We start from the raw sequence: 20130 nt of genomic DNA, 5'->3' as shown, positions 1-20130 counted from the left end.
GGCCTGCTTAAAATCAATACTGCTTGCTCATATCCGTACACTTGTGAGTTAGTTCTTCCCGCCATTGAGTTGATAATTGAGTTTGACGAGCCGTTTAGCGTTCCAGGTTTTGCTATGAAACTGGTTTAAGCTTATAGTGTTATCTAACAACTGCCATTGCTTATCTTCCGGAAAATGGTCAATAATTGATGAAGTAGCAGCAGTAAAAAAATAACTCATATCCAATGCTGATTTGTAGCTATTAGTACTACTATCAATTCCGCCACTTCCCCAAGTGGTATCAATTAAATGCCATTTATCATCGATTTTTACGGCATTCCAAGCATGATTTGTCTTGTATGTTTGCTTGATTAAATAATTTTGGCCAATTCCATTAATAATTTCACACTCGATGTTGGAAAGGATGCACATTTTCTGAAACAATGCTGAATAGCCTGAGCAAATTGTTTTTTTCTTGAGTAGAACAGAATCTAGCGAAACATCTTCCATAGTAAGCCCAACCTTATCCCTAAGTTTCACATCGTATTGAATATTCAAGGCTATCCAATAGAAAAAAGTCTCCACTATTTTTTTGTTGTCTTTTGTGCCTTTCTTTAAATAATTGACAAGTACTTCTAATTCTAAGGTTTTTGGCGCTTTCTTAGCATAGGCATATCGCACTGAATCGACTGGTTCCGTTGCGTAAACACTAGAGGCAATTAGAATAAACAAGAACATTAAAAAGTATTTCACGGCTATTTATTCCAGGGTTTATGCTGTGGGTAAACAGCTGCAAGATATAGTAACGCAAGTGCCAGGGCGCGATTAACTACATAGTATTTTCAAGTTGCCGCACTGAAATACAGTTTCCTACCCCTCGGCGCGCAGCACGGCCAGCGGTGGCTGGCTGAGCACCGAGCGGCTGTTGAGCCCGCCAATGAGGGCCGTGAGGCTGGCCACCAGCAGCACCAGCGCCGGCAGCGGCCACAGGGCGCTGAGCGCAAACGGCGTTTCAAAGACCCAGAAGGCCAGCGCCCAAGCGGCCAGGCCGGCCAGCAGCACGCCGGCAAAGGCAGCCAGCGAGCCCAGCAGGGCGTATTCGAGCAGCGTGATGCGCAGAATCTGGCTGCGGCTGGCACCGAGGGTGCGCAGCAGCACGCTTTCGCGGGTGCGCTGATAGCGGCTGATGAGCACCGAGCTGGCCAGCACCAGCAGGCCGGTGAGGATGCTGAAACCCGCCATAAAGCGAATGACGAACGAGATTTTGGTCAGAATCTCGTCCACCGTTTGCAGAATCAGGCCCAGGTCGATGGCCGACACGTTGGGGAAGTCGCGCACCAGCGCGCGCTGGGCGGCGGCCAGCACGGCATTGGAGGGCGTGCGGGTGAGGATGACGTGGAACTGCGGTGCCTGCTCCAGCACGCCGCTCGGAAACACGACCAGGAAATTGGTTTGCACGCGGCCCCAATCGACCTCGCGGGTGCCGCCCACGACCACGGCAATCGGCGCGCCCTGCACGTTGAAGGTCAGCGTGTCGCCGAGCTTCAGCTTCACGCGCTCGAAGTAGCTGCCATCGACCGATACGCGGGGCAAGCCGCCGGCTGCGGCTGGTTGCGGCGGGGTGCCGGCCGTCAGCTTCTCGGTTTTGCTGAGCGTGTCGCGGTATGTCACGCGGTATTCGCGGGTGAGTGCCCAAGGTGGGATGCCGTTGGCAGTATCCTTCTTGAGCTGCGTGACCGACTTACCGTTGATGGCCGCCAGGCGCATCGTCACGATGGGCACGCGCTGTAAGATGGGCAAATGCTCCTGCGTCAGCAGCTTTTCTACCCCTTTCTCCTGCTCGGTTTGGATGTCAAACAAGACTAAATTGGGCTGGTTGCCGCCGCCCGACAGCTGCACCCGGCCCAGCAGCACCGATTGCGTGAGGTAAAGCGTAGCCAGCAAAAACGTGCCCAGCCCCAGCGAAAGTATCAGCGTAACAGTCTGGTTTTGGGGCCGAAATAAATTAGCCAGGCCCTGCCGGGCCACGTAGCTCCAGCCGGTGGGGAAGAAGCGCCGCAAGGCCCAACGCAGCCCCAGGCCTAGCCCGGCCAGCGCGCCCAGCGCCGCCAGCAGCCCGGCCGCAAAGCCCAGCGCCAGCTTCCAGTCGCGGGTTTGGGCGTAGGAAAAGCCCAGCACAAACAGGCCAATGATAGCCAGCACCAGCCCGCGCAGTGGGTCGGGCGTGGCCGTGTCCTCATCGAGGGAGGCGCGCAGCACCCGCAGCGGCGACACCCGCCGGATGCTCAGCAGCGGCAGCAGCGCAAAGAGCACCGCCATTGCTACCCCCGTCAGCAGCCCCAGCCCCACGGAAGCCAGCGACACGCTCATCTCCACCTCAACCGGCAAAAAATTACCCAATACCTTGGGCAGCAGCACTTGTACTACCGCGCCCAACGCCGCCCCAATGGCCGCGCCTAGCAGCCCCAGCCCCGAGGTTTGAATCAAATAAATGAGTAAGGCTTGCCGGCCGCTCGCGCCCAGGCAGCGTAGCACAGCCACGCTGGCCAGCTTTTCTTTCACGTAGAGGCTCACCGCGCTCGCTACCCCCACGCTGCCCAGCAGCAGCGCCACGAAGGCCACCAGGCTCAGAAACCGGGTGAGGTCCTTGAAGGCGCGGCCGGTGGCTTGCTGCCGGCTGGCCACGGTGTCGGTGTCGATGCCGGTTTGGTCGAAGCGCACCTGGTAGGGCTTGATGGCCGCGGCCACGTCGGCGGTGGGCGCAAACTGGTAGTAGGTGCGGTACTGCACCCGGCTGCCGCGCTGCACCAGCCCGGTTTTATTGAGCAAGTCAATGGGAATAAAGACCTTGGGCGCGATGGCCGCGCTGAAGCCGCTCTGGCCCGGCGTTTTCAGCACCCGCCCCACAATGGCCACCGTGAGGGTGCCCACCTTTACCGAGTCGCCCACGCGGGCGTTGAACTGGTCGAGCAGTACGTCATCGACCAGCGCGCCGGTGGCCTTACCCCCCCGAAAGTCGGCAGCGGCCGCCGCGGGCTGGGTTTGCCAGTCGCCGTAGTACGGGAAGCCCGCGCCCAGCGCCCGCACCTGTGCCAGCCGCACGCCCTGGGTGCGTGGAAACGACACGAGCGACGCGAACGACACTTCATCGGTGCGCGTGCGGCCCAACCGCCGCAGCGCCGGCCGCAAGGTGGAGTCAAACGGCTGGCTCGACGAGAGCACGAGGTCGGCACCCACCAGTTCGCGGGCCTGCCCCGCAATGCTGCGCGCCAGGTTGTCGCCAAACGAATTGATGCCTACCAGCGCCGCGATGCCCAGCACGATGCTCGACATAAACAGCGCCAGCCGCGACCGGCTGCGGCGCGAGTCGCGCCACGCCATTGTAACTAACCAACTGAAATTCATAGAGAAGTAGCGCGGACTTTTAGTCCGCGGATAGAACGAGATACTAGGGGTAGGGCGGCGCGAGTACGGACTTACAAAGTCCGCGCTACGGTCTCCTCCACCACTTTGCCGCCCCGCATCCGCATGATTCTTTGCGTTTTAGCGGCCAGCTCCAGGTCGTGGGTCACTAGGACGAGGGTAGTGCCGGCCTCCTTATTGAGGTCGAATAATAAATCCACCACGTTGGCGCTGGTGTCGGGGTCGAGGTTGCCGGTGGGCTCGTCGGCGAAGAGAATCTGGGGGCGGTTGGCGAAGGCGCGGGCCAGGCTCACGCGCTGCTGCTCGCCACCCGAAAGCTGGGCCGGGTAGTGGTGGCCGCGCTCACCCAGGCCCACGCGCTCCAGCAGGGTTTGGGCCTGCTTGGCCACGTTGCGCTCGCCGCGCAGCTCCAGCGGCACCTGCACGTTTTCGAGGGCCGTGAGGGTGGGTAGGAGCTGGAAATTCTGGAAAATAAAGCCTACGTGCTGGTTGCGCACCGCCGCCCGCTGGTCCTCGCTCAGGGTATCGAGCTTGATGCCTTGTAGCCACACGCTGCCGCTGGTGGCCCGGTCGAGGCCCGCGCACAGGCCCAGCAGGGTAGTTTTGCCGCTGCCGCTCGGCCCCACAATGGCAAACGTATCGGCCGGTTGCAGGCTGAAGCTGACCTCGTGCAGCACCGTGAGCTCGCGCCCGGCGCTGGTGTATGTCTTGGTAAGGTTTTCGACTTGAAGGCTAGTCATTAAGAAACTCGGAATAATTGAGTAGAAACTATAGGGCTTGTATAAAATCGTCCGTCATGGCGAGCGAAGCGCGGCAATTGTACCTGAACGATGACCGAACGACTGGCGTGAATTTCGTGCGGGTGCGATTGCCGCGCTTCGCTCGCCATGAAAGACTGCTTTCCAAACAACGCCAAGACGAAAAGCCTTTTGGGAAGAAAAACGTCCCCGTGCTGGTTATCGCTACGTAAAGACGCGCTACGACGGCCTATACTTTTACCTGCTTTTGTTTTATCATGACTTATAATCTGCCCGCCAGCGCCCTGCTGTTGGCCCTGCTCGCCGCCGGCTGCAACGCCGATACGGCTAAGACCTCATCAGCCCCTACCCCCCCCGCTACGGCCGAAGCGCCTGCCGCTAAGAAGGGCGAGGCCGCCATCTTGTTTTTTGGCGACAGCATCACGGCCGGCCTCGGCGTGGAGCCTGACCAAGCCTACCCCGCCCTCATTGAGAATCGGGTTGATTCGCTGCACCTGCCCTACACCGTCGTGAACGCTGGTCTCAGCGGCGAAACCAGCGCTGGTGGCCGCTCGCGCATCAACTGGGTGCTGAGCCGCCAGCCGGTGAGCGTGTTTGTGCTGGAGCTGGGTGGCAACGACGGCCTGCGCGGCCTACCCCTCACTGACACTCGCCAGAACCTGCAAGCCATTATCGACACGGTGCGCCAGCACGCCCCGGAGGCCAAAATCGTGCTCGCCGGCATGCAGATTCCGCCCAACATGGGCCCCGCCTACGCCGCCGATTTCAAGCAGCTATACGGTGAAATCGCGACCAAGAACCACCTCACGCTCATTCCGTTCCTGCTCGAAAACGTGGGCGGCATCGCCAAGCTCAACCAGCGCGACGGTATTCACCCCACGCCCGAAGGCCACAAACTGGTGGCGCGCACCGTGTGGCGCACCGTGCAGCCGCTACTCTAATGGAAATTCCGGTTATTGAAACGGCGCGTTTGCGGCTGCGTGGCCATTACCCCACCGACCTGGCCGCCTCGGTAGTCATGTGGCAGGAGCCCGCATTTTACCAATATTTAGGGGGGCAGCCCCTATCTGAAGAAGAAGTATGGACCAAGATGCTGCGGCACTTGGGCGTGTGGTATCTGTGCGGCTATGGATTTTGGGCGGTGGAAGAAGAGGCGACCGGTCACTATATCGGGGTTGTCGGTTTCGGCGATTGGCAGCGCGCTATCGAGCCCACGCTAAAAGGCTGGCCCGAAGTAGGCTGGGTGTTTGCCCCGCACACCCACGGCCAGGGCTACGCTATGGAGGCTACGCAAGCAGCCCTTGCCTGGGCTGATAGCCACCTCAATCAGTCCCGCACGGTCTGCCTTATTCACCCCGACAACCGGCCTTCGCTGCGCTTAGCAGCCAAATTGGGTTACCAAGAGTTTAAACGCACCCTGTACAAAGGGCAGCCCGGCGTGCTGCTGGAACGGTTCAGGCCCGCTCGCCCGGTTGGTTTCCAGTCCTAAATCACGCGCAGCGCGTCCACGTTTACTTCATCGCGCAGCAGCTCCAGGTTGCGGTAGGTACGGGGGCGGCCGGCGTCGGTGCTAAGGGTAGGCGGCGCGCCGAGTTGGGCCACATCCAAAATGAGCTGCGTGAATTTGCGTATGCCCAGGTACACGGCCACCGGCCGCGCCTGCGAGTGGGCCTGGTAGCCGGCCAGCGCCTGGTCTATTTCGAGCAGTACGGTGCTCATAGGGCGGTGAGGATGAGGGATAAAGGGTGTTAAAAATAGGGACTAAAGCTGGCTTGCGCAAATCCGCTCCTACCCCCCGCGCCGCGCCCAACCGCCCCGCCTCCCGACCTTTGCCGCTACCTATGACGACTACCTCCGACCCGGCCGCCCGGCCCATTGGCATTTTCGATTCCGGCATTGGCGGCCTCACCGTGGCCCGCGCCGTGGCCCAGCGCCTGCCCCACGAGCGCCTCGTGTACTTTGGCGACACGGCCCACCTGCCCTACGGCGAGAAAAGTACCGCTGCCATCCAGGCCTACTCCGTCAAAATCTGCGATGTGCTGCTGCGCCAGCACTGCAAGCTCATCCTCATTGCCTGCAACTCGGCCTCGGCCGCCGCCTACGAGCTGGTGCGCGAGTACGTAGGTTCCAAAGCCCTGGTAGTGGGCATGATAGACCCCGTGGTGGCGCACGTGGGCCAGCACTACGCCGGCCGCCCGGTGGGCCTCATCGGCACCAAGCAAACGGTGGGCTCTAACATCTACCGCAAGAAAATCGACCAGCTCAACCTCGGTGTGGACCTGCACGCGCTGGCTACCCCCCTGCTGATACCCATGATTGAGGAAGGCTTTTTCAACGGCCGGGTATCGGAGGAAATTATTCGCGCCTACCTGGCCCACGAGGAGCTGCAAGGAATTGAAAGCCTAGTGCTGGCCTGCACGCATTTCCCCCTCATCAAGCCCCAGATAGAGGATTACTACCAGGGCCGCGTAACCGTGCTCGACCCCTCCGACGTGGTGGCTGCCACCGTGGCCGAGGCGCTGGCGCAGCGGCAGTTGCTGGCTCCGGCCGGGGGGGTAGGGCCGGCGCACCACTTCTACGTGAGTGATTTCACGCGCTCATTCGAGGAAAGTACCCGGCTGTTTTTTGGGCAGGAAGTGCAGCTGGAGCACTACCCGCTGTGGGAGTAAGGACAAGGGCAACTTGCAGATTAGCAATTTTTTTTAGGATAAAATTTGGTGAAGAAAAAATGAAGTAGTAGCTTAGGGCCGCCAAAGTATGGCGTATTAAGATTTTTCTTTCCGGCTTTATGACTACACTCCTTACTCGCAGCCTAAAAAATAGACTCATTAACTTACTGCTGCTAGTAAGTTTGCCGATACTGAGCCGCGGGCAAACTACTATCGTCAACTACGATTTTAATACGGCGGCAGCTTACCCGGCCGCGCCGGCTGCCACGGCTACTGGTATAATTTCTGCTGCTACCAGCAGTGAGATGTTTGCAACGGGGGTAGGCACCAGTACTGGTATGGGCGCCTACACTGCTAATGTGGCGGGCTTGGCGCTAGCGATGAACAGCTCCAGCGGTACAAATACCAAATACTTCCAGTTTACGCTTGATGGCGCGTCGCTACCTAAGTATTCTGCTTTCAAAATCTACCTGCAAGGCTATCGCTCTCCCACTGGTGCTACTACCCTCACGCTGCAATACAGTGTGAATGGAGGCGGCTACGTTACTTTCGGCAGTACCTATGCGACTGGCAACCCGAGTTTTACGGAAGGTGGTTTCGATTTATCGGGCTTGGCGGCGCTCAATGCCCCCACCAGCCTGGTCTTTAAACTGTCAGCCAGCGGAGCTTCAGGTAGCGGCCCGCTACGCGTTGATAATTTTCAGGTGCAGGCTGTTAATACGGTGGACCCACTCATCAATAGTCTCAGCCCGAATACGATAGAAGCTGGCTCAGCCGACTTCGCCCTGACCGTGACGGGTAGTAACTTCAAGCCCGGCGCAGTGGTGAGCTTCAATGGCCAGAGCCTGGTGACTACTTATAGCTCAGCTACTTCGCTCATAGCTACGGTGCCAGCAGCGACCGTTGCCACGGCTGGTAGCTACCCGGTAGCCGTCACGAACCCCGGCGGCGTGGGGTCGCCCGCGGCGACGTTCACCGTCACACCCGCCTTGGTGCATTGGACGGGTGCGGCGGGCACCAGCAGCTGGTTCGACGCGGCCAACTGGACTGCCAACGCCCTACCCACCGCCGCCGATGAGGTAGTGCTTGACCACCGGTACGTGGCGGGCACCTTCACCGTGAGCCTCGACCAGAACGTGGCCGTAAGTATCAAATCGCTGACGGTGAATCCCGGCGTGGGCGATTCTATTTTCGCGCTGGTGCCAGCTGTCAATACCGTGTCGCCAACTGCCTTAACCCTTGGTAATACAACGACGGCGTTGGCCCTGACCATTTATAACAAAGGCGTGGTGACGAATGCCAGCAGTGCTGCTACCGGCTCATTTGGTATAGATGTGGCCGGAACGAACCCTACCGCATTTATCTACAATGGCGGTAGCTACCGCCATGCCAGCAGCTGCCGGCACGCGGCAGTGGTAGAGAACCTGAGCGCGGCGGCCGGTACCGAGCTAGGGATATTTGATTTTCGACTACCTGGCACGGGTTCCGCTTCTACCTCACTCTCGCTTTCGGGGCGTACCTATGGTACTCTGGTTTTACGTAACCGCCCTGGTCAGGCAGCGACCAGCTTTACGGGAGCGGGCACCACTCTTACTATTCAAGGGAATTTGGTGATTGGTCCCGGCGTTACGTTTGCGCCAGCGATTAACAACGACTTGCGCGTGGCGGGGGACATTCGGGCGCAAGGGATTTTCCAGTTCAAAGAAACCAGCCCGGCATCGCCTACCAGTCAAGTAGTGCTGGCGGGTACCAAGCCACAGACAATCAGTGGCACTTTTCAGCTAAGCGGAGGGGTAGGGCTGGCCATTAATAATGCAGCCGGGGCAACGCTGGCCACGGCAGTTACGCTCGGTGGTCCGCTTACGCTCACCAGCGGCACCCTCACCACCACGACAGCTAACCTGCTGACCCTGAGCCCGGCCGCTTCGATAATAGGGGGTAGCCCTACCAGCTACGTCAACGGCCCGCTGGCCCGCCAGACGAATGCCGGGCCACTCATCAATCTAATATTTCCCACGGGTAGCGGCCCGAGCTATCGTCCGCTCACCCTTAACGCCACCAGCCAGGATGCGACCACTTACCTCGTAACCCAAACCGAAGGCCCGGCCCCTGATTTTAATAACCTGCCAGCCAGCGCGTCGGCCCTACCCCCACTCACGCGCATAGCACGCGCCCGGTCGTACACCGTTACGCCCACCCCGGCGGCGAATAATTTCAGCGGAACCATTACCCTGTCTTTCGGGGCTGATGACCAGGTAAACGCGCCTACGGATGCCAGCTTTACCATCGGCAAAAATAGCGGCAGCGGCTGGCAGAATATTGGCTCCTCAACTATAAAGCTGGTTACCCCCGTACCCACGGATGGCTATGTCAGCGGTACCGTCACGTCGGGCATATTCACGTCGTTCAGCACCTTCGCCCTGGCCAGCACCAGTGCCGACGCGAAAATTAATCCGCTCCCCGTCACGCTTATCAGCTTCGCGGCCCACCGCCAAGCTGCCGATGTGGCGCTGAGTTGGGCCACGGCTACCGAGTGGCATAATGCGCGTTTTGAGGTGCAGCGTAGCCTTGATGGTCAAGTATTTACAACGGTGGCTACCGTAGCCGGCCACGGCACTGCGGCGCAGGCGCGCCAGTACACCGCGCTCGACCCGGCCGCCCCAACCGCCGCTATTTATTACCGCTTGGCGCAGGTAGATACGGATGGCCACACCACGTTTAGTCCGGTAGTAGTAGTGGCAGGCACTACTGCCGCCGTGCTCTATCCCAACCCGGCCCGCGACCGGCTGGTAGTACCTGCTCCGGCGGGCACGCAGGTGTACGTGCTCGACCTTATGGGCCGCGTACTGCAAACCATAGCCCTACCCCCCTCGGGCGAGGTAAGCGTAGCCAGTCTACCCGCTGGCACTTATTGGCTGCGACTGGGCGAGGGCGCGCAACCCTTGCGTTTCAGCAAAGAATAGGGGGTAGAGAATAAAAATAAAAAGGCCCGGTGCAAGCTGCACCGGGCCTTTTCAATTGGTAAAAAGCGTTTTGCTATTCCTTATACTGAGAAGCTCTCGCCGCAATCGCAGGAGCGCGAGGCTGGGGTTATCCCTGCACTACGCCACCTCTGATGAGTCGAGGACAGTGCGTTCATCGGGCATCACAGTTTGCAACGGGTGCGGCTCAGTGCGGCTACTTTCCGCTTGCCAGTCTACCTGGGGGTTGGTGCTGATGCGGATAGCCTCGGCGGCCAGCTTCTCAAAGTCGATTTTGAAACTGCCATCCTCCTGCTCAGTCGTAACCTTCTCATCTATAATAACCGACACGTAGGAATCTTCAACTACCTCCCGGCGCAGCCGCAGCCGGACGGAATAAGTCTTGTTTTCGTCGCTCATTAGGAGAGAATTAGAACTAGTAAAGAAAGTAGCAAAACTGAATCAACGCTTGTTGCATAAAAGCCAAGCCCCGCAAGCGGGACTTGGCTTTTATGCTTGGGCAACACTCAGGTTACACGGAGAAGCTCTCGCCGCAGCCGCAAGAGCGCGAGGCGTTCGGATTATGAAACTGGAAGCCCTTGCCATTCAGGCCATCTGAGAAGTCCAGCTCGGTGCCGGCCAGGTAGAGGAAGCTTTTCATATCGACCACTACGCGCACGCCTTTATCCTCAAATTCCTGGTCCATTGGCCGGGTTTCATTGTCGAAGTCCAGCTTGTAGCTCAGGCCCGAGCAGCCACCACCGGCTACCGAGGCGCGCAGGCGGTAGGTAGCATCAAGCTGCGAGTCGCGCATCAGGTGCTCCACTTTTTCCTTGGCTTTATCCGAAACGGTTATCATATAGGTAGGTAGCTAAGATGCTAGGAAAGAGTAGGTGCTGGCCGGGCCTTAGAAGCCAGCAGCAGTGATATAACAAAGATACCGCTAAGAAGGATTCTAAATAACAAAAAAGACGACCCTTTTCAAGAGTCGTCTTTTGCAAAAGGTAGGCTAGCCTAGTGATGCGACTTTTCCAGCTCCAAGGCTGGCATGCCGTTTTTCACGCGGTAGTCGTTGATAGCCATTTTAATGGCGTCTTCGGCCAGCACCGAGCAGTGAATCTTAACGGGCGGCAGGGCCAACTCTTCCACAATCTCCATATTGTCGATGGCCAGGGCCTCATCCACTGTTTTGCCTTTCAGCCACTCCGTCGCCAGCGACGACGAAGCGATAGCTGAGCCGCAGCCGAAGGTCTTGAACTTGGCATCGGTAATGGTATTGGTGGCCTCATCCACCTCAATCTGCAAGCGCATCACGTCGCCGCACTCGGGAGCGCCAACGAGGCCGGTACCTACTGTTTTCTTGCTTTTATCCAGCGTGCCCACGTTGCGGGGGTTACTGTAGTGGTCGATTACCTTATCGGAGTAAGCCATGATTTTTTCGATTAACAGTTTTCAATTAACATTTAACAAGCAAAAGTCGGCTAACAATCAAAAACTAGCAAGGAAGAGTTGATAGACAACTGTTAAATGACTTAGTGTTCCGCCCACTCGATGGTGCTAAGGTCCACGCCCTCCTTGTGCATCTCCCAGAGCGGCGACATTTCGCGGAGCTTGGTTACCGCCTCTTTCACGTGGTTGATGGCGTAGTCGATTTGCTCCTGGGTAGTGAAGCGGCTGAGGCCAAAGCGCAGGCTGCTGTGGGCCAAGTCATCGCTCAGGCCCAGGGCCTTGAGCACGTAGCTGGGCTCCAACGAAGCGCTGGTGCAGGCCGAGCCCGACGATACAGCCAGGTCTTTCACGCCCATCATCAAGCCCTCACCCTCCACGTATTTGAAGCTGATGTTGGTGACATGGGGTAGGCGGTGCTCTACCGAGCCATTCACGTAGCTTTCTTCGAGGGGCAGCAGCGACTGCTCCAAGTGGTCGCGCAGCTTACTCAGGCGCTCAGCATCGGCGGCCATTTCGAGGCGAGCCAGTTCGCAAGCTTTGCCGAAGCCCACAATGCCGGGCACGTTGAGCGTACCCGAGCGCATGCCGCGCTCGTGACCACCGCCGTCCATTTGGGCGGTCACTTTTACGCGCGGGTTTTTGCGCCGCACATATAGGGCACCTACCCCCTTGGGGCCGTACATCTTGTGGGCCGTAAAGGCCATCAGGTCAATGCCATCGGCCTGCACGTCCACCGGAATCTTGCCCACGGCCTGGGTGCCGTCGCTCATGAATAGCGCGCCGTGCTTGTGGGCAATGGCGGCGATTTCGCGGATGGGCTGGATGGTGCCCGTCTCGTTGTTGCCATACATGATGGTGACCAGAATGGTCTGGGGCGTCATGGCGGCTTCCAACTCCAAGAGGCTAATGAGACCCTGCTCATTTACAGGCAGGTAAGTCACCTTGCCACCGAGCTTCTCGATGTGCTTGCAGGTGTCGAGCACCGCCTTGTGCTCGGTGGTAGTGGTGATGATGTGATTGCCACGCTGGCTGTACATCTCAAACACTCCTTTGATACCCAGATTATCACCTTCGGTAGCGCCGCTGGTGAAGATAATCTCCTTGGGGTCGCAATTAATAAGCTGCGCTATTTGCTCGCGGGCATAGTCTACACCCTCTTCAGCGGCCCACCCGAAGGGGTGGTTGCGCGAGGCAGCGTTGCCGAATACGTCGGTCAGGTAGGGCATCATGGCCTCCAGCACGCGCGGGTCGAGCGGCGTAGTGGCGTTATTGTCCAAATAGATAGGTAGCTTAAGCATGGCGCTGGGCTGGATTTTCTAATAAAAGCTGAAAGTAGGCGTTAGCTGCGAGGAAAACAGAATTTTGGCCTAAACAGTTTGTGGGAATCCACAAAAATAGCTAGAATCCGTCTAAAAAACTGCGCGGCCGTAGCTTTGTGCCCTCCGCGTATTGTTCTTTCCCGTGATGCTCACCAATCTCGAACACCTGGGCCTGGCCGTGCACGACCTGGCCGCCGCCACCGACCTCTACACCCGCCTGCTGGGCCAGGAGCCCTATAAAACCGAGCACATTGCCAGTGAGGCCGTAGATACGGTCTTTTTTCGGGTTGGCGGCTCTAAAATCGAGTTGCTGGCCGGCACCAGCTCCGATAGTGCCATCACGAAGTTCTTGGACAAAAAGCCCGAAGGCATTCACCACGTCGCCTTCGAAGTAGCTGATATCGCCGCTGAAATGGCGCGCCTGCGTACCGAAGGATTTGTGTTATTAAGTGAAACGCCCAAGCGCGGGGCCGATAACAAGCTGGTCTGCTTTGTGCACCCCAAAAGTGCGGGCGGTGTACTGGTAGAATTATGCCAGGAGATAAAAAATTGATTAACAATAAGCTAACGAATGAATTTCTTTCGCCAGGAAGTAGATGCCGCCGTTGATATGCTGCTCACGCAGCAGGTTATTCTTTACCCCACCGATACCGTGTGGGGCTTGGGCTGCGATGCCGAAGTGCCCCGCGCCGTTGAAAAGCTGTACCAGCTCAAAGGCCGCCCCGCGGGCCAGCCCAGCATTGTGCTGGTAGCCGACCTGGCCATGCTGGCCCGCTACGTTGCCACCGTGCCCGCCGGGCTAGAGGCCGCTCTGGCCGCGCAAACGCGCCCCACTACCTACCTGCTGCCCGCCAGCCGGGCCGTAGCCCCCGGCTTGGTCGCGCCCGATGGCACCGTGGGCCTGCGCGTGGCGCAGGACGAATTTTGCCACCGCGTGGTGCGCCGCCTGGGCCACGGCCTGGTTAGCACCTCGGCCAATAAGGCCGGGCAGCCTACCCCCGCCATTTTTGCCGAAGTAGACCCGGCCATCGTACGTGGGGTTAACTACGTAGTAAACTGGCGCCAAGACGACCAAACCCGTGTGTTGCCCTCGCGGGTAGTGCGCCTGGGAGCCGGCGGCGCGCTGGAAGTAGTACGGGAGTAGGTTGTTTAGCTGACAGCTCCTTATTCGCCCGGCCAGTGCCAGGCGCGTAGGTCGGTGCTCCAAGCCAGGCCGATGGAGGCGTTTTTGTCGAAGTCGCCCTGCTCTTCGGTAAGCGGGCCGGAGCCGTGGAAGAACAATAGGTAGCGCCGGATGCCTGGCACTCGGCGCAGGTCTAGCACGGTACCGGCCGTGAGGCGGCCCTTGGCCCACTCCCAACCCGGCTGGCCCTGGCCCAGGGTAATGAGCGGCCCCCAGTCGGCCCAGTGCTGCAAGTCGGTAGATTTCTTGATATTAATACCGTTGTGGGGCGAGTTGAAGAGGTAGTAGCCATCGGGCTCGGATAGCACACACACGTTTTCACCCGATTCGGCCGAGCCGGCAAACGTCCAGTTAACCAGGTCGGTAGAGGTGGAGCGGCTCACCCCATTCTGCTTGTAAAACACCGAGTACTGGCCCGGCTGCTTGGGGTCGGGCAGCAGGTAGGGGTCAATCATGCGGCCCAGGCTTTTTTCGTCCACGCCGGGGCCCTTCACGCGCAGCAGCTCGGGGGCCGACCAGTGCCGCAGGTCGGGGCTGCGCATGAGGAAGATGCGGGCGTCGCCGGTGCCGAAGCGCGGCATCTGGTCGGCGGTATAGTGGGGGCGGGGGTAGGTCTGGAGGCACAGCACCCACTCATTTTTCACCCGAATAATATTGCCGGGACTCGAAAAATCAAGGCTCTGGTCGCGCACCGTGATTTTTTCGGGCGGCGTCCAGTGCGCCAAGTCGCAGCTCGTGCTGAAGGCCACGTAAGAATATACGCCCCCATCGGCCTCCGTTTCGACCAGCGTATAGTAAAGGTAAAAGGTGCCCTTTTCGTAGAGTACGGCCGGGTCACGGTAGGCAGTTTTGTCATTGCCCCGCAGCAGCACTGGCGAGGTAAGCGCTCGCAATAGGCGCGGCGGCGCGGCCGGCCGCGTGGGCAGCAGCAGAACCAGCCAGAGAACTAATAAGCGGAGCATAGCGGGATGGGATGGGGGTAGGATATGAGGGATAGGAGGGTAAGTTATCCTTGCGAGCATGTTGCGCATCAAGCAAAGACAATTTCTGCCAAGACGGAGACGGTTTTACTTGCCAGCTGCGTATTCCTGCACAGCCTTCAACCTCGCTGGAAAGGCCGATTCGCCCACCAAATTCGTCAGCCGCAGGCCCGCCACGGCGTGGCTTTCTACGGCGTGGGCGAAGTAGACGGGTGCCCCCGCGCCCCAGCGCACCGAGCAGTTGCGCAGCGTGATGTCGCGGGCGCGGTCAAAGTAGAAGGCCGAGGTAGCGCCCGGCACCAGGCCAGGCCCGGCGGCGGGGCGGCGGTCGTACAAGCCGCCCGGCCGGGCGGTGGTTTTGGTGAGCTGGATATCCACTTGGTCGAAGAAGATATTCGATATTCTATCGGCCACGTCGCCACTCACGTAAATGCCATTCTCACTGCGGCACTTGATGTTACTGAAGTAAATATCGTGCACCGCGCCCGCCCGGCCCTGGGTTTGGCCGGGGGCGTAGCGGCGGCTGCCTGGCCCATCGGGGCGGGGGTAGGAGGTGATATAAATCGGCTCGGCCTTGCCCCACCAGGTATCAGAAACGTAGCTCGACTCGACGATGATATTGGAAAAAAGCACGTCCGATACCGTGCCCTCATCGCGGTTCTGGATACCCAGTCCGCGGTTGCTGCCGCTCACAAGGCAATTATCCACCACCACCCGGCCGATGTGGTCCATATTCTCAGAGCCAATTTTGAAGGCGCAGGAGCGCGAGCTGAGCGTGCAGTTGCTCACCGTAATGTCCTCGCAGGGCCCGTAGGCGGCGAATTCGCGGCGGTTTTTAAGGCAAATGGCATCATCGCCCGACTCCACGTGGCAGTTCGTGATGCGGACGTGGCGGCTGTGGTCCACGTCGATGCCGTCGCTGTTGGGCACGCGCTGGTCGTTGCGCACCGTGAGGTCGGAAATGGCCACGTCGTCGCAGCCCGCCAGGTGAATGGTCCAGTACGCGGAGTTGCCAATGGTCAGGTCGTGGATGCGCAAGCCTTTAACGCCGACCAGCGTCAGCGTGTGCGGCCGCATATCGGAGTTGTCGGCTCCGCGCCGCACGGCGTAGGCGTCGCCGGTGGCCGGCCCCAAAAAGGCGGGGGCATTGCCGTCAACTACGCCGCCACCGCAGAGCGTGACCTGCTCTAGGCTATCGGCGCTAATCCAGCGGCTACCCTCGCCGCGGTTGTCGGCGGCGAAGGCCGAGCGCGCGTAGCGGCTTGGGTCGGGGTAGGCGCGCAGGGTAGCGCCGCTTTCCACGCACAGCTCTACGTGCGAACGCAGCGCGATTGGCCCAGCCAGGAACGTGCCGCCGGTCGGCAGCAGCACCCGCCCGCCGCCCGCCGCCGCGCAGGCATTGAGGGCGCGCTGCAGGGCGGGCGCATCGTCGGTGCGGCCGTCGCCCACCGCGCCGTAGGCCCGCACGTTGAAGACCAGTGGGGGGGTAGGAGCTGCGGTAGCGGCAGGAGTAGGGGGTAGGGCTGCGCGGCAGCTCAGCAGCAGGGCGGCTAGTACCAGCGGCCAGCTTCTCGAAGAAATACGTAGCATAGCAGCAATACGGCTGGCGGGTGGAAAAACAACGCGCCGTGGGCGCAAGATATTCCGGCGGGCGTGGGCGCGGTGATGAACGGGGGTATTCGCGCAGCTTTTGCTAAGCCAGCACTAGCGGCCGTGCCGCGAGCGCCAAAAAGCCCGAACTTTGCCGCTCGCGTCCCGATTTATTCCATGACTACGCCCACGCTACCCGCTCTGCCCATCTTCCATACCATCGCCAAGGCTGCCCAGGAATTGGGCCAGCCGACCTACGTTATTGGCGGCTACGTGCGCGACCTGGCTCTGCGGCGGCCCAGCAAGGATATTGACGTGGTGACGGTGGGCGACGGCATCCGGCTGGCGCAGGCCGTGGGCCAGCGGCTGCCGGGCCGGGGCCGCGTCACGGTTTTCAAGAACTTTGGTACCGCCATGCTGCCCACCGAGGAGGCCGGTGAAATCGAGTTTGTGGGGGCCCGCCGCGAAAGCTACCGCGCCGAAAGCCGCAAGCCCGAAGTCGAGGCCGGCACGCTGGAAGACGACCTGGCCCGCCGCGATTTTACCATCAATGCCTTAGGCCTGAGCCTGAACGCCGACGACTTCGGCGCGCTCGTGGACCGCTACGGCGGGATGCAGGATTTGGCCGCCAAAATCATTCGTACGCCGCTGGGGCCGGATATTACGTTCAGCGACGACCCCTTGCGAATGCTACGCGCCATCCGGTTCGCCGCCCAACTCAACTTCGATATCGAGCCCGACACCTACGAGGCCATTGCTCGCAATAAGGAGCGGATTAAGATTGTGTCACAGGAGCGCATTACAGTAGAGCTGAATAAGATAGTGGAATCGCCGGTGCCGAGCTATGGCTTCAAATTGCTCTTTCAAACCGGCCTGCTACCGCTCATTTTCCCGAAGATGGCGCTGCTGCACGGCGTAGAGAAAGTGGGCGCGCACGCGCACAAAGACAATTTTTACCACACCCTGCAAGTGCTCGACAACGTAGCTGCCGCCGGGGGCGACCTCTGGCTGCGCTGGGCGGCCATTCTGCACGACATCGCCAAGCCTGCTACCAAGCGCTACGACCCCAAAGTGGGCTGGACTTTCCACGGCCACGAGGACAAGGGCGCGCGCTGGGTACCCCAGATTTTTACCGACCTCAAGCTGCCGCTGGGCGAGGAGATGCGCATGGTGCAGAAGCTCGTGCGCCTGCACCTGCGCCCCATCGTGCTGAGTAAAGACCTCGTAACCGACTCGGCAGTAAGGCGTTTGCTCTTCGAGGCCGGCGATGATATCGACCGCCTCATGTTATTATGCCGGGCCGACATCACCAGCAAGGACCACCAGCGCAAAGCCCGCTACCTCCAAAACTTCGACACGGTAGAGGAAAAGCTGCGCGAAATTGAAGCCAAGGACCACTTGCGCAATTTTAAGCCCGTCATCACCGGCGAAGTCATCATGGCAACCTTCGGCCTGAAGCCCTCGCGCCAGGTCGGCGAGCTGAAGGAAGCCATCCTGGAAGCCATTCTGGAGGGCGAAGTGCCCAACGAGTGGGAGCCCGCTTATCAGCTACTGTTGCGCCGCGGTGCGGCCTTGGGACTATCGGTGAATCAGTAATGGAGCATTGAGCGAGAGCATATAAAGCGAGAAAATTGCAAGTAGCCAATTACTTGAGTAGTAAGCCAAAATCCAGCCAACCTATTCACCTAATCATTAATTCACTGATGCATTCTGCCCCGTCGCTCGCGCCTGGGCTTTCTCGAAGGGCTACTGGTGATGCTACCTACTTACACCATACTTTTGCTGCTATATCTTCTGCAACTACTTAGCAAACAGAAGCTATTCGCCTCGCTGCGAGTAGCTTCTGTTTAATTTGCCTCGGTCCTGGCCACCCGGCCAATAGCGACCATATGCTAGTGGTCAACGGCGGGACTAAACGCAGAAACGCAGCTCCGTCCGCGCTCCGATAAACCTGCGGCTAAAGTTTGCGTCGAACTAGCCCAGAACCATTAGAAAATCAGGACACCTAATTCCTCTAATGAAGCACAAGTAAGATGCATAATTACAGTGCATAAGCTTATTAGTAGCCAATTAAAAAAAGATAAAATTATTATGGTGATGAAAAGTAATGCTAATTGGCTGGCCCACGAGAAGACTGTGCAAACACTTTTTATGCTGAAAAAATATACACTACTTTCGTTTTATTACGTCACATAACTTGTATACTCAATTGTTTTCATTTCCACTTTTATTTTGCGAGATACGCTATGTGCTATGATATCCGTGTTTTTAACATCAGCAAGGGTTTTTTACTACTTATATCCTGTTCACTTCTACACTGGTCGTAGTGCTTAGCCCCAAGTTCGTTCATGAAAATATATGCCATCTGCCTAGCTAAAAACGAAGTTGATATTATTGAATATTGCCTACGCTATGCAAGCGTTTGGGCTGAAAAAATCATTGTTTATGACAATGGTAGTACTGATGGCACTTGGGAATTGGTGCAAAAACTAGCAGCGGAAAATTCTACTATTATCGCTTGGAAACAGGATGGGAAACCCTTTAACAATTATTTACGGGGAGAGGCCTTTGAGGCGCATCGGCATCTGGCACAGCAGGGTGATTGGTGGTGCTTTCGGCTCGATGCTGATGAACTCTACCTGCAAGACCCGCGCCCACACTTATTAGCTACCCTAGCCCACTACCACGTAGTCGCGAAGGAGTCTGTCGAGTACGTACTCACGCACGAAGATATTGCGGAGTATGACTTCAACCAACTTACGCCCGTGCAGTTTGACCTTATCCGTTATTATATGCCTTTATACTACGCTGAGGTACGTTTCTTTCGGCATCGCGACCGGCTGCGGTGGGAAGTAGGCGCTACCATGCCTCGATTCATGGGTATTACTAGTCCTAACCTTATCAGGGTCCAGCATTATCAATACCGTTCTATTCCCCAGATGAAACAGCGTGTGGAGGTGCGTTTTGAAGCCCGCCGCCACGGCCATCCCAACTGGCAGAAAGTTGATGAAAGGGATTGGCGTAAACTACTGTTTCACCGCAGTCAAGCATGCTTTGATAAAGGGGACAACAATTGGCACTTTCAGGGTTCCGTTAATAAGTATTTAACACCGTGGTACAGTTACTGGGCCAAGCGAGTGTTATTTGGCTTGGGTATCTTACCCTAGTAGTTCAAGCTATCAGCTCACCGTTTCATTTAAGCGCGGCGACCTTTTAATAGCGGTCTGCGGCTTTTCTCAGAATGCCAAAAGCGTTTTGAGTCGCAGTATTCTCTTTGTTCAGGGTATAGATTAATATTGCCTATCTCGAAGTACACTAGGTGGCTACTTTCGAGTGAGTCTTCGCGCAGATTATTGTCTTTAGACGGAAATAATCCATCTTAAATGGTGGTGCCGGTATTTTCAGTGAAGCGCCAGTCAAGGCAGTTTACGTCGAAAAATTTGTATCCTGGGTCTCAAGAAATGCAGCTGTTCACAAATTTTGCGAGTTAGTCGGCGAGTGCCTTTCTGCGAAATTTCAAGTAGACATATTTGATTAATAATAAATTAGTTAATGAACGCCTTTTCTTCCAGCTCAGTGTCACGTACGAGAGCTACTAGGCCGGAGCTCAGGGCCGTGCTTAGTCAGATTCTGGAGGCGCTGCTAGAGAAGTCGGTTTCGGCGTTAGGATACTACGTTGGCAGGCGCGGTTGTTTTAACTCATGGCGGCGGTCAAGAGCATCTTATGCACGTTACCACTGGGCATAGTATAAGGCGGATGAGTAGTAGTGTGTGCGTTCATAAAAATGATTCCTATTATTTTACTCGAGTAAACAATAGT

The 20130-nt window shown here is 58.0% G+C and carries 18 protein-coding genes; 8 read left to right on the top strand and 10 right to left on the bottom strand.

What is annotated here, in order from left to right:
• Positions 1-48: 48 nt before the first annotated feature.
• The 3 genes from LC531_RS10300 to LC531_RS10290 all read right to left on the bottom strand — a co-directional run bounded on the left by LC531_RS10300 (position 49) and on the right by LC531_RS10290 (position 4142).
• Positions 49-732, bottom strand: coding sequence for a transglutaminase domain-containing protein (locus LC531_RS10300; protein WP_223650205.1), 684 nt, complete (start codon positions 730-732; stop codon positions 49-51).
• A gap of 117 nt (positions 733-849) precedes the next feature.
• Entirely contained in the window at positions 850-3384 is a 2535-nt protein-coding gene (locus LC531_RS10295; RefSeq protein WP_223650204.1) for an ABC transporter permease, read from the bottom strand.
• A 71-nt stretch (positions 3385-3455) separates the two neighbouring features.
• Positions 3456-4142, bottom strand: coding sequence for an ABC transporter ATP-binding protein (locus tag LC531_RS10290; RefSeq protein ID WP_223650203.1), 687 nt, complete (start codon positions 4140-4142; stop codon positions 3456-3458).
• 275 nt (positions 4143-4417) lie between these two features.
• Here LC531_RS10290 and LC531_RS10285 point away from each other — a divergent pair, with 275 nt between their 5' ends.
• On the top strand, positions 4418-5101 hold the full coding sequence (locus LC531_RS10285; RefSeq protein WP_223650202.1) for an arylesterase: 684 nt from the start codon (positions 4418-4420) through the stop codon (positions 5099-5101).
• Positions 5101-5649, top strand: coding sequence for a GNAT family N-acetyltransferase (locus LC531_RS10280; RefSeq protein WP_223650201.1), 549 nt, complete (start codon positions 5101-5103; stop codon positions 5647-5649). The genes LC531_RS10285 and LC531_RS10280 overlap by 1 nt, the downstream gene beginning before the upstream one ends.
• Here the strand turns inward: LC531_RS10280 and LC531_RS10275 are convergent.
• Positions 5646-5879: a hypothetical protein gene (locus LC531_RS10275; protein ID WP_223650200.1), complete on the bottom strand. Its 234-nt coding sequence runs from the start codon at positions 5877-5879 to the stop codon at positions 5646-5648. The two genes, LC531_RS10280 and LC531_RS10275, sit on opposite strands and share 4 nt — an antisense overlap.
• Before the next feature lie 122 nt (positions 5880-6001).
• Between LC531_RS10275 and murI the strand changes: the two genes are divergently transcribed.
• Together murI and LC531_RS10265 are read left to right on the top strand one after the other, a co-directional pair.
• Positions 6002-6829 (top strand): glutamate racemase, encoded by an 828-nt coding sequence (gene murI / locus LC531_RS10270; RefSeq protein ID WP_223650199.1) that lies wholly within the window; start codon positions 6002-6004, stop codon positions 6827-6829.
• Between the two features lie 182 nt (positions 6830-7011).
• Positions 7012-9792 (top strand): T9SS type A sorting domain-containing protein, encoded by a 2781-nt coding sequence (locus tag LC531_RS10265; RefSeq protein ID WP_223650198.1) that lies wholly within the window; start codon positions 7012-7014, stop codon positions 9790-9792.
• Between the two features lie 138 nt (positions 9793-9930).
• On the opposite strand, the gene LC531_RS10260 is transcribed toward LC531_RS10265, so the two are convergent.
• From LC531_RS10260 to LC531_RS10245, 4 genes are all read right to left on the bottom strand, one after another.
• On the bottom strand, positions 9931-10209 hold the full coding sequence (locus LC531_RS10260; RefSeq protein WP_223650197.1) for a hypothetical protein: 279 nt from the start codon (positions 10207-10209) through the stop codon (positions 9931-9933).
• A 112-nt stretch (positions 10210-10321) separates the two neighbouring features.
• A complete protein-coding gene (locus tag LC531_RS10255) occupies positions 10322-10648 on the bottom strand; it encodes a HesB/IscA family protein (RefSeq protein ID WP_068335803.1) in 327 nt (108 codons plus the stop codon).
• A gap of 155 nt (positions 10649-10803) precedes the next feature.
• A complete protein-coding gene (gene iscU, locus LC531_RS10250) occupies positions 10804-11220 on the bottom strand; it encodes a Fe-S cluster assembly scaffold IscU (protein ID WP_223650196.1) in 417 nt (138 codons plus the stop codon).
• Between the two features lie 101 nt (positions 11221-11321).
• Positions 11322-12536, bottom strand: a complete 1215-nt coding sequence (locus LC531_RS10245) for an IscS subfamily cysteine desulfurase (protein ID WP_223650195.1) — start codon at positions 12534-12536, stop codon at positions 11322-11324.
• 166 nt (positions 12537-12702) lie between these two features.
• On the opposite strand from LC531_RS10245, the gene mce reads away from it, so the two are divergent.
• Both mce and LC531_RS10235 read left to right on the top strand, forming a co-directional pair.
• Positions 12703-13110 carry a methylmalonyl-CoA epimerase gene (mce, locus tag LC531_RS10240; RefSeq protein WP_223653929.1) on the top strand — a complete coding sequence of 136 codons (408 nt, stop codon included), beginning with the start codon at positions 12703-12705 and terminating at the stop codon, positions 13108-13110.
• A gap of 18 nt (positions 13111-13128) precedes the next feature.
• The gene (locus tag LC531_RS10235) at positions 13129-13701 is read left to right on the top strand and encodes an L-threonylcarbamoyladenylate synthase (protein WP_223650194.1); all 573 of its coding nucleotides are present in this window, start codon (positions 13129-13131) and stop codon (positions 13699-13701) included.
• Between the two features lie 20 nt (positions 13702-13721).
• On the opposite strand, the gene LC531_RS10230 is transcribed toward LC531_RS10235, so the two are convergent.
• Positions 13722-14702 (bottom strand): glycoside hydrolase family protein, encoded by a 981-nt coding sequence (locus LC531_RS10230; RefSeq protein WP_223650193.1) that lies wholly within the window; start codon positions 14700-14702, stop codon positions 13722-13724.
• A gap of 105 nt (positions 14703-14807) precedes the next feature.
• On the bottom strand, positions 14808-16310 hold the full coding sequence (locus LC531_RS10225; RefSeq protein WP_223650192.1) for a glycoside hydrolase family 28 protein: 1503 nt from the start codon (positions 16308-16310) through the stop codon (positions 14808-14810).
• Between the two features lie 177 nt (positions 16311-16487).
• Between LC531_RS10225 and LC531_RS10220 the strand changes: the two genes are divergently transcribed.
• Complete coding sequence (locus LC531_RS10220; RefSeq protein ID WP_223650191.1) at positions 16488-17906, top strand: CCA tRNA nucleotidyltransferase; 1419 nt, start codon at positions 16488-16490, stop codon at positions 17904-17906.
• A 752-nt stretch (positions 17907-18658) separates the two neighbouring features.
• Entirely contained in the window at positions 18659-19477 is an 819-nt protein-coding gene (locus LC531_RS10215) for a glycosyltransferase family 2 protein (protein WP_223650190.1), read from the top strand.
• Positions 19478-20130: the final 653 nt, after the last annotated feature.

The organism is Hymenobacter psoromatis, from assembly GCF_020012125.1.
Classification (GTDB): domain Bacteria; phylum Bacteroidota; class Bacteroidia; order Cytophagales; family Hymenobacteraceae; genus Hymenobacter; species Hymenobacter psoromatis.
Note: the sequence above shows the minus strand (reverse complement) of the source record. Positions and strands in the feature narration are given on the sequence as shown.

Coding starts and splice junctions, on each gene's coding strand:
- LC531_RS10295 (WP_223650204.1), bottom strand. CDS start 3,384: ATGAATTTCAGTTGGTTAGTTACAATGGCGTGGCGCGACTCGCGCCGC.
- LC531_RS10280 (WP_223650201.1), top strand. CDS start 5,101: ATGGAAATTCCGGTTATTGAAACGGCGCGTTTGCGGCTGCGTGGCCAT.
- LC531_RS10245 (WP_223650195.1), bottom strand. CDS start 12,536: ATGCTTAAGCTACCTATCTATTTGGACAATAACGCCACTACGCCGCTC.
- mce (WP_223653929.1), top strand. CDS start 12,703: ATGCTCACCAATCTCGAACACCTGGGCCTGGCCGTGCACGACCTGGCC.
- murI (WP_223650199.1), top strand. CDS start 6,002: ATGACGACTACCTCCGACCCGGCCGCCCGGCCCATTGGCATTTTCGAT.
- LC531_RS10255 (WP_068335803.1), bottom strand. CDS start 10,648: ATGATAACCGTTTCGGATAAAGCCAAGGAAAAAGTGGAGCACCTGATG.
- LC531_RS10285 (WP_223650202.1), top strand. CDS start 4,418: ATGACTTATAATCTGCCCGCCAGCGCCCTGCTGTTGGCCCTGCTCGCC.
- LC531_RS10260 (WP_223650197.1), bottom strand. CDS start 10,209: ATGAGCGACGAAAACAAGACTTATTCCGTCCGGCTGCGGCTGCGCCGG.
- LC531_RS10230 (WP_223650193.1), bottom strand. CDS start 14,702: ATGCTCCGCTTATTAGTTCTCTGGCTGGTTCTGCTGCTGCCCACGCGG.
- LC531_RS10235 (WP_223650194.1), top strand. CDS start 13,129: ATGAATTTCTTTCGCCAGGAAGTAGATGCCGCCGTTGATATGCTGCTC.
- LC531_RS10290 (WP_223650203.1), bottom strand. CDS start 4,142: ATGACTAGCCTTCAAGTCGAAAACCTTACCAAGACATACACCAGCGCC.
- LC531_RS10215 (WP_223650190.1), top strand. CDS start 18,659: ATGAAAATATATGCCATCTGCCTAGCTAAAAACGAAGTTGATATTATT.
- LC531_RS10225 (WP_223650192.1), bottom strand. CDS start 16,310: ATGCTACGTATTTCTTCGAGAAGCTGGCCGCTGGTACTAGCCGCCCTG.
- iscU (WP_223650196.1), bottom strand. CDS start 11,220: ATGGCTTACTCCGATAAGGTAATCGACCACTACAGTAACCCCCGCAAC.
- LC531_RS10220 (WP_223650191.1), top strand. CDS start 16,488: ATGACTACGCCCACGCTACCCGCTCTGCCCATCTTCCATACCATCGCC.
- LC531_RS10275 (WP_223650200.1), bottom strand. CDS start 5,879: ATGAGCACCGTACTGCTCGAAATAGACCAGGCGCTGGCCGGCTACCAG.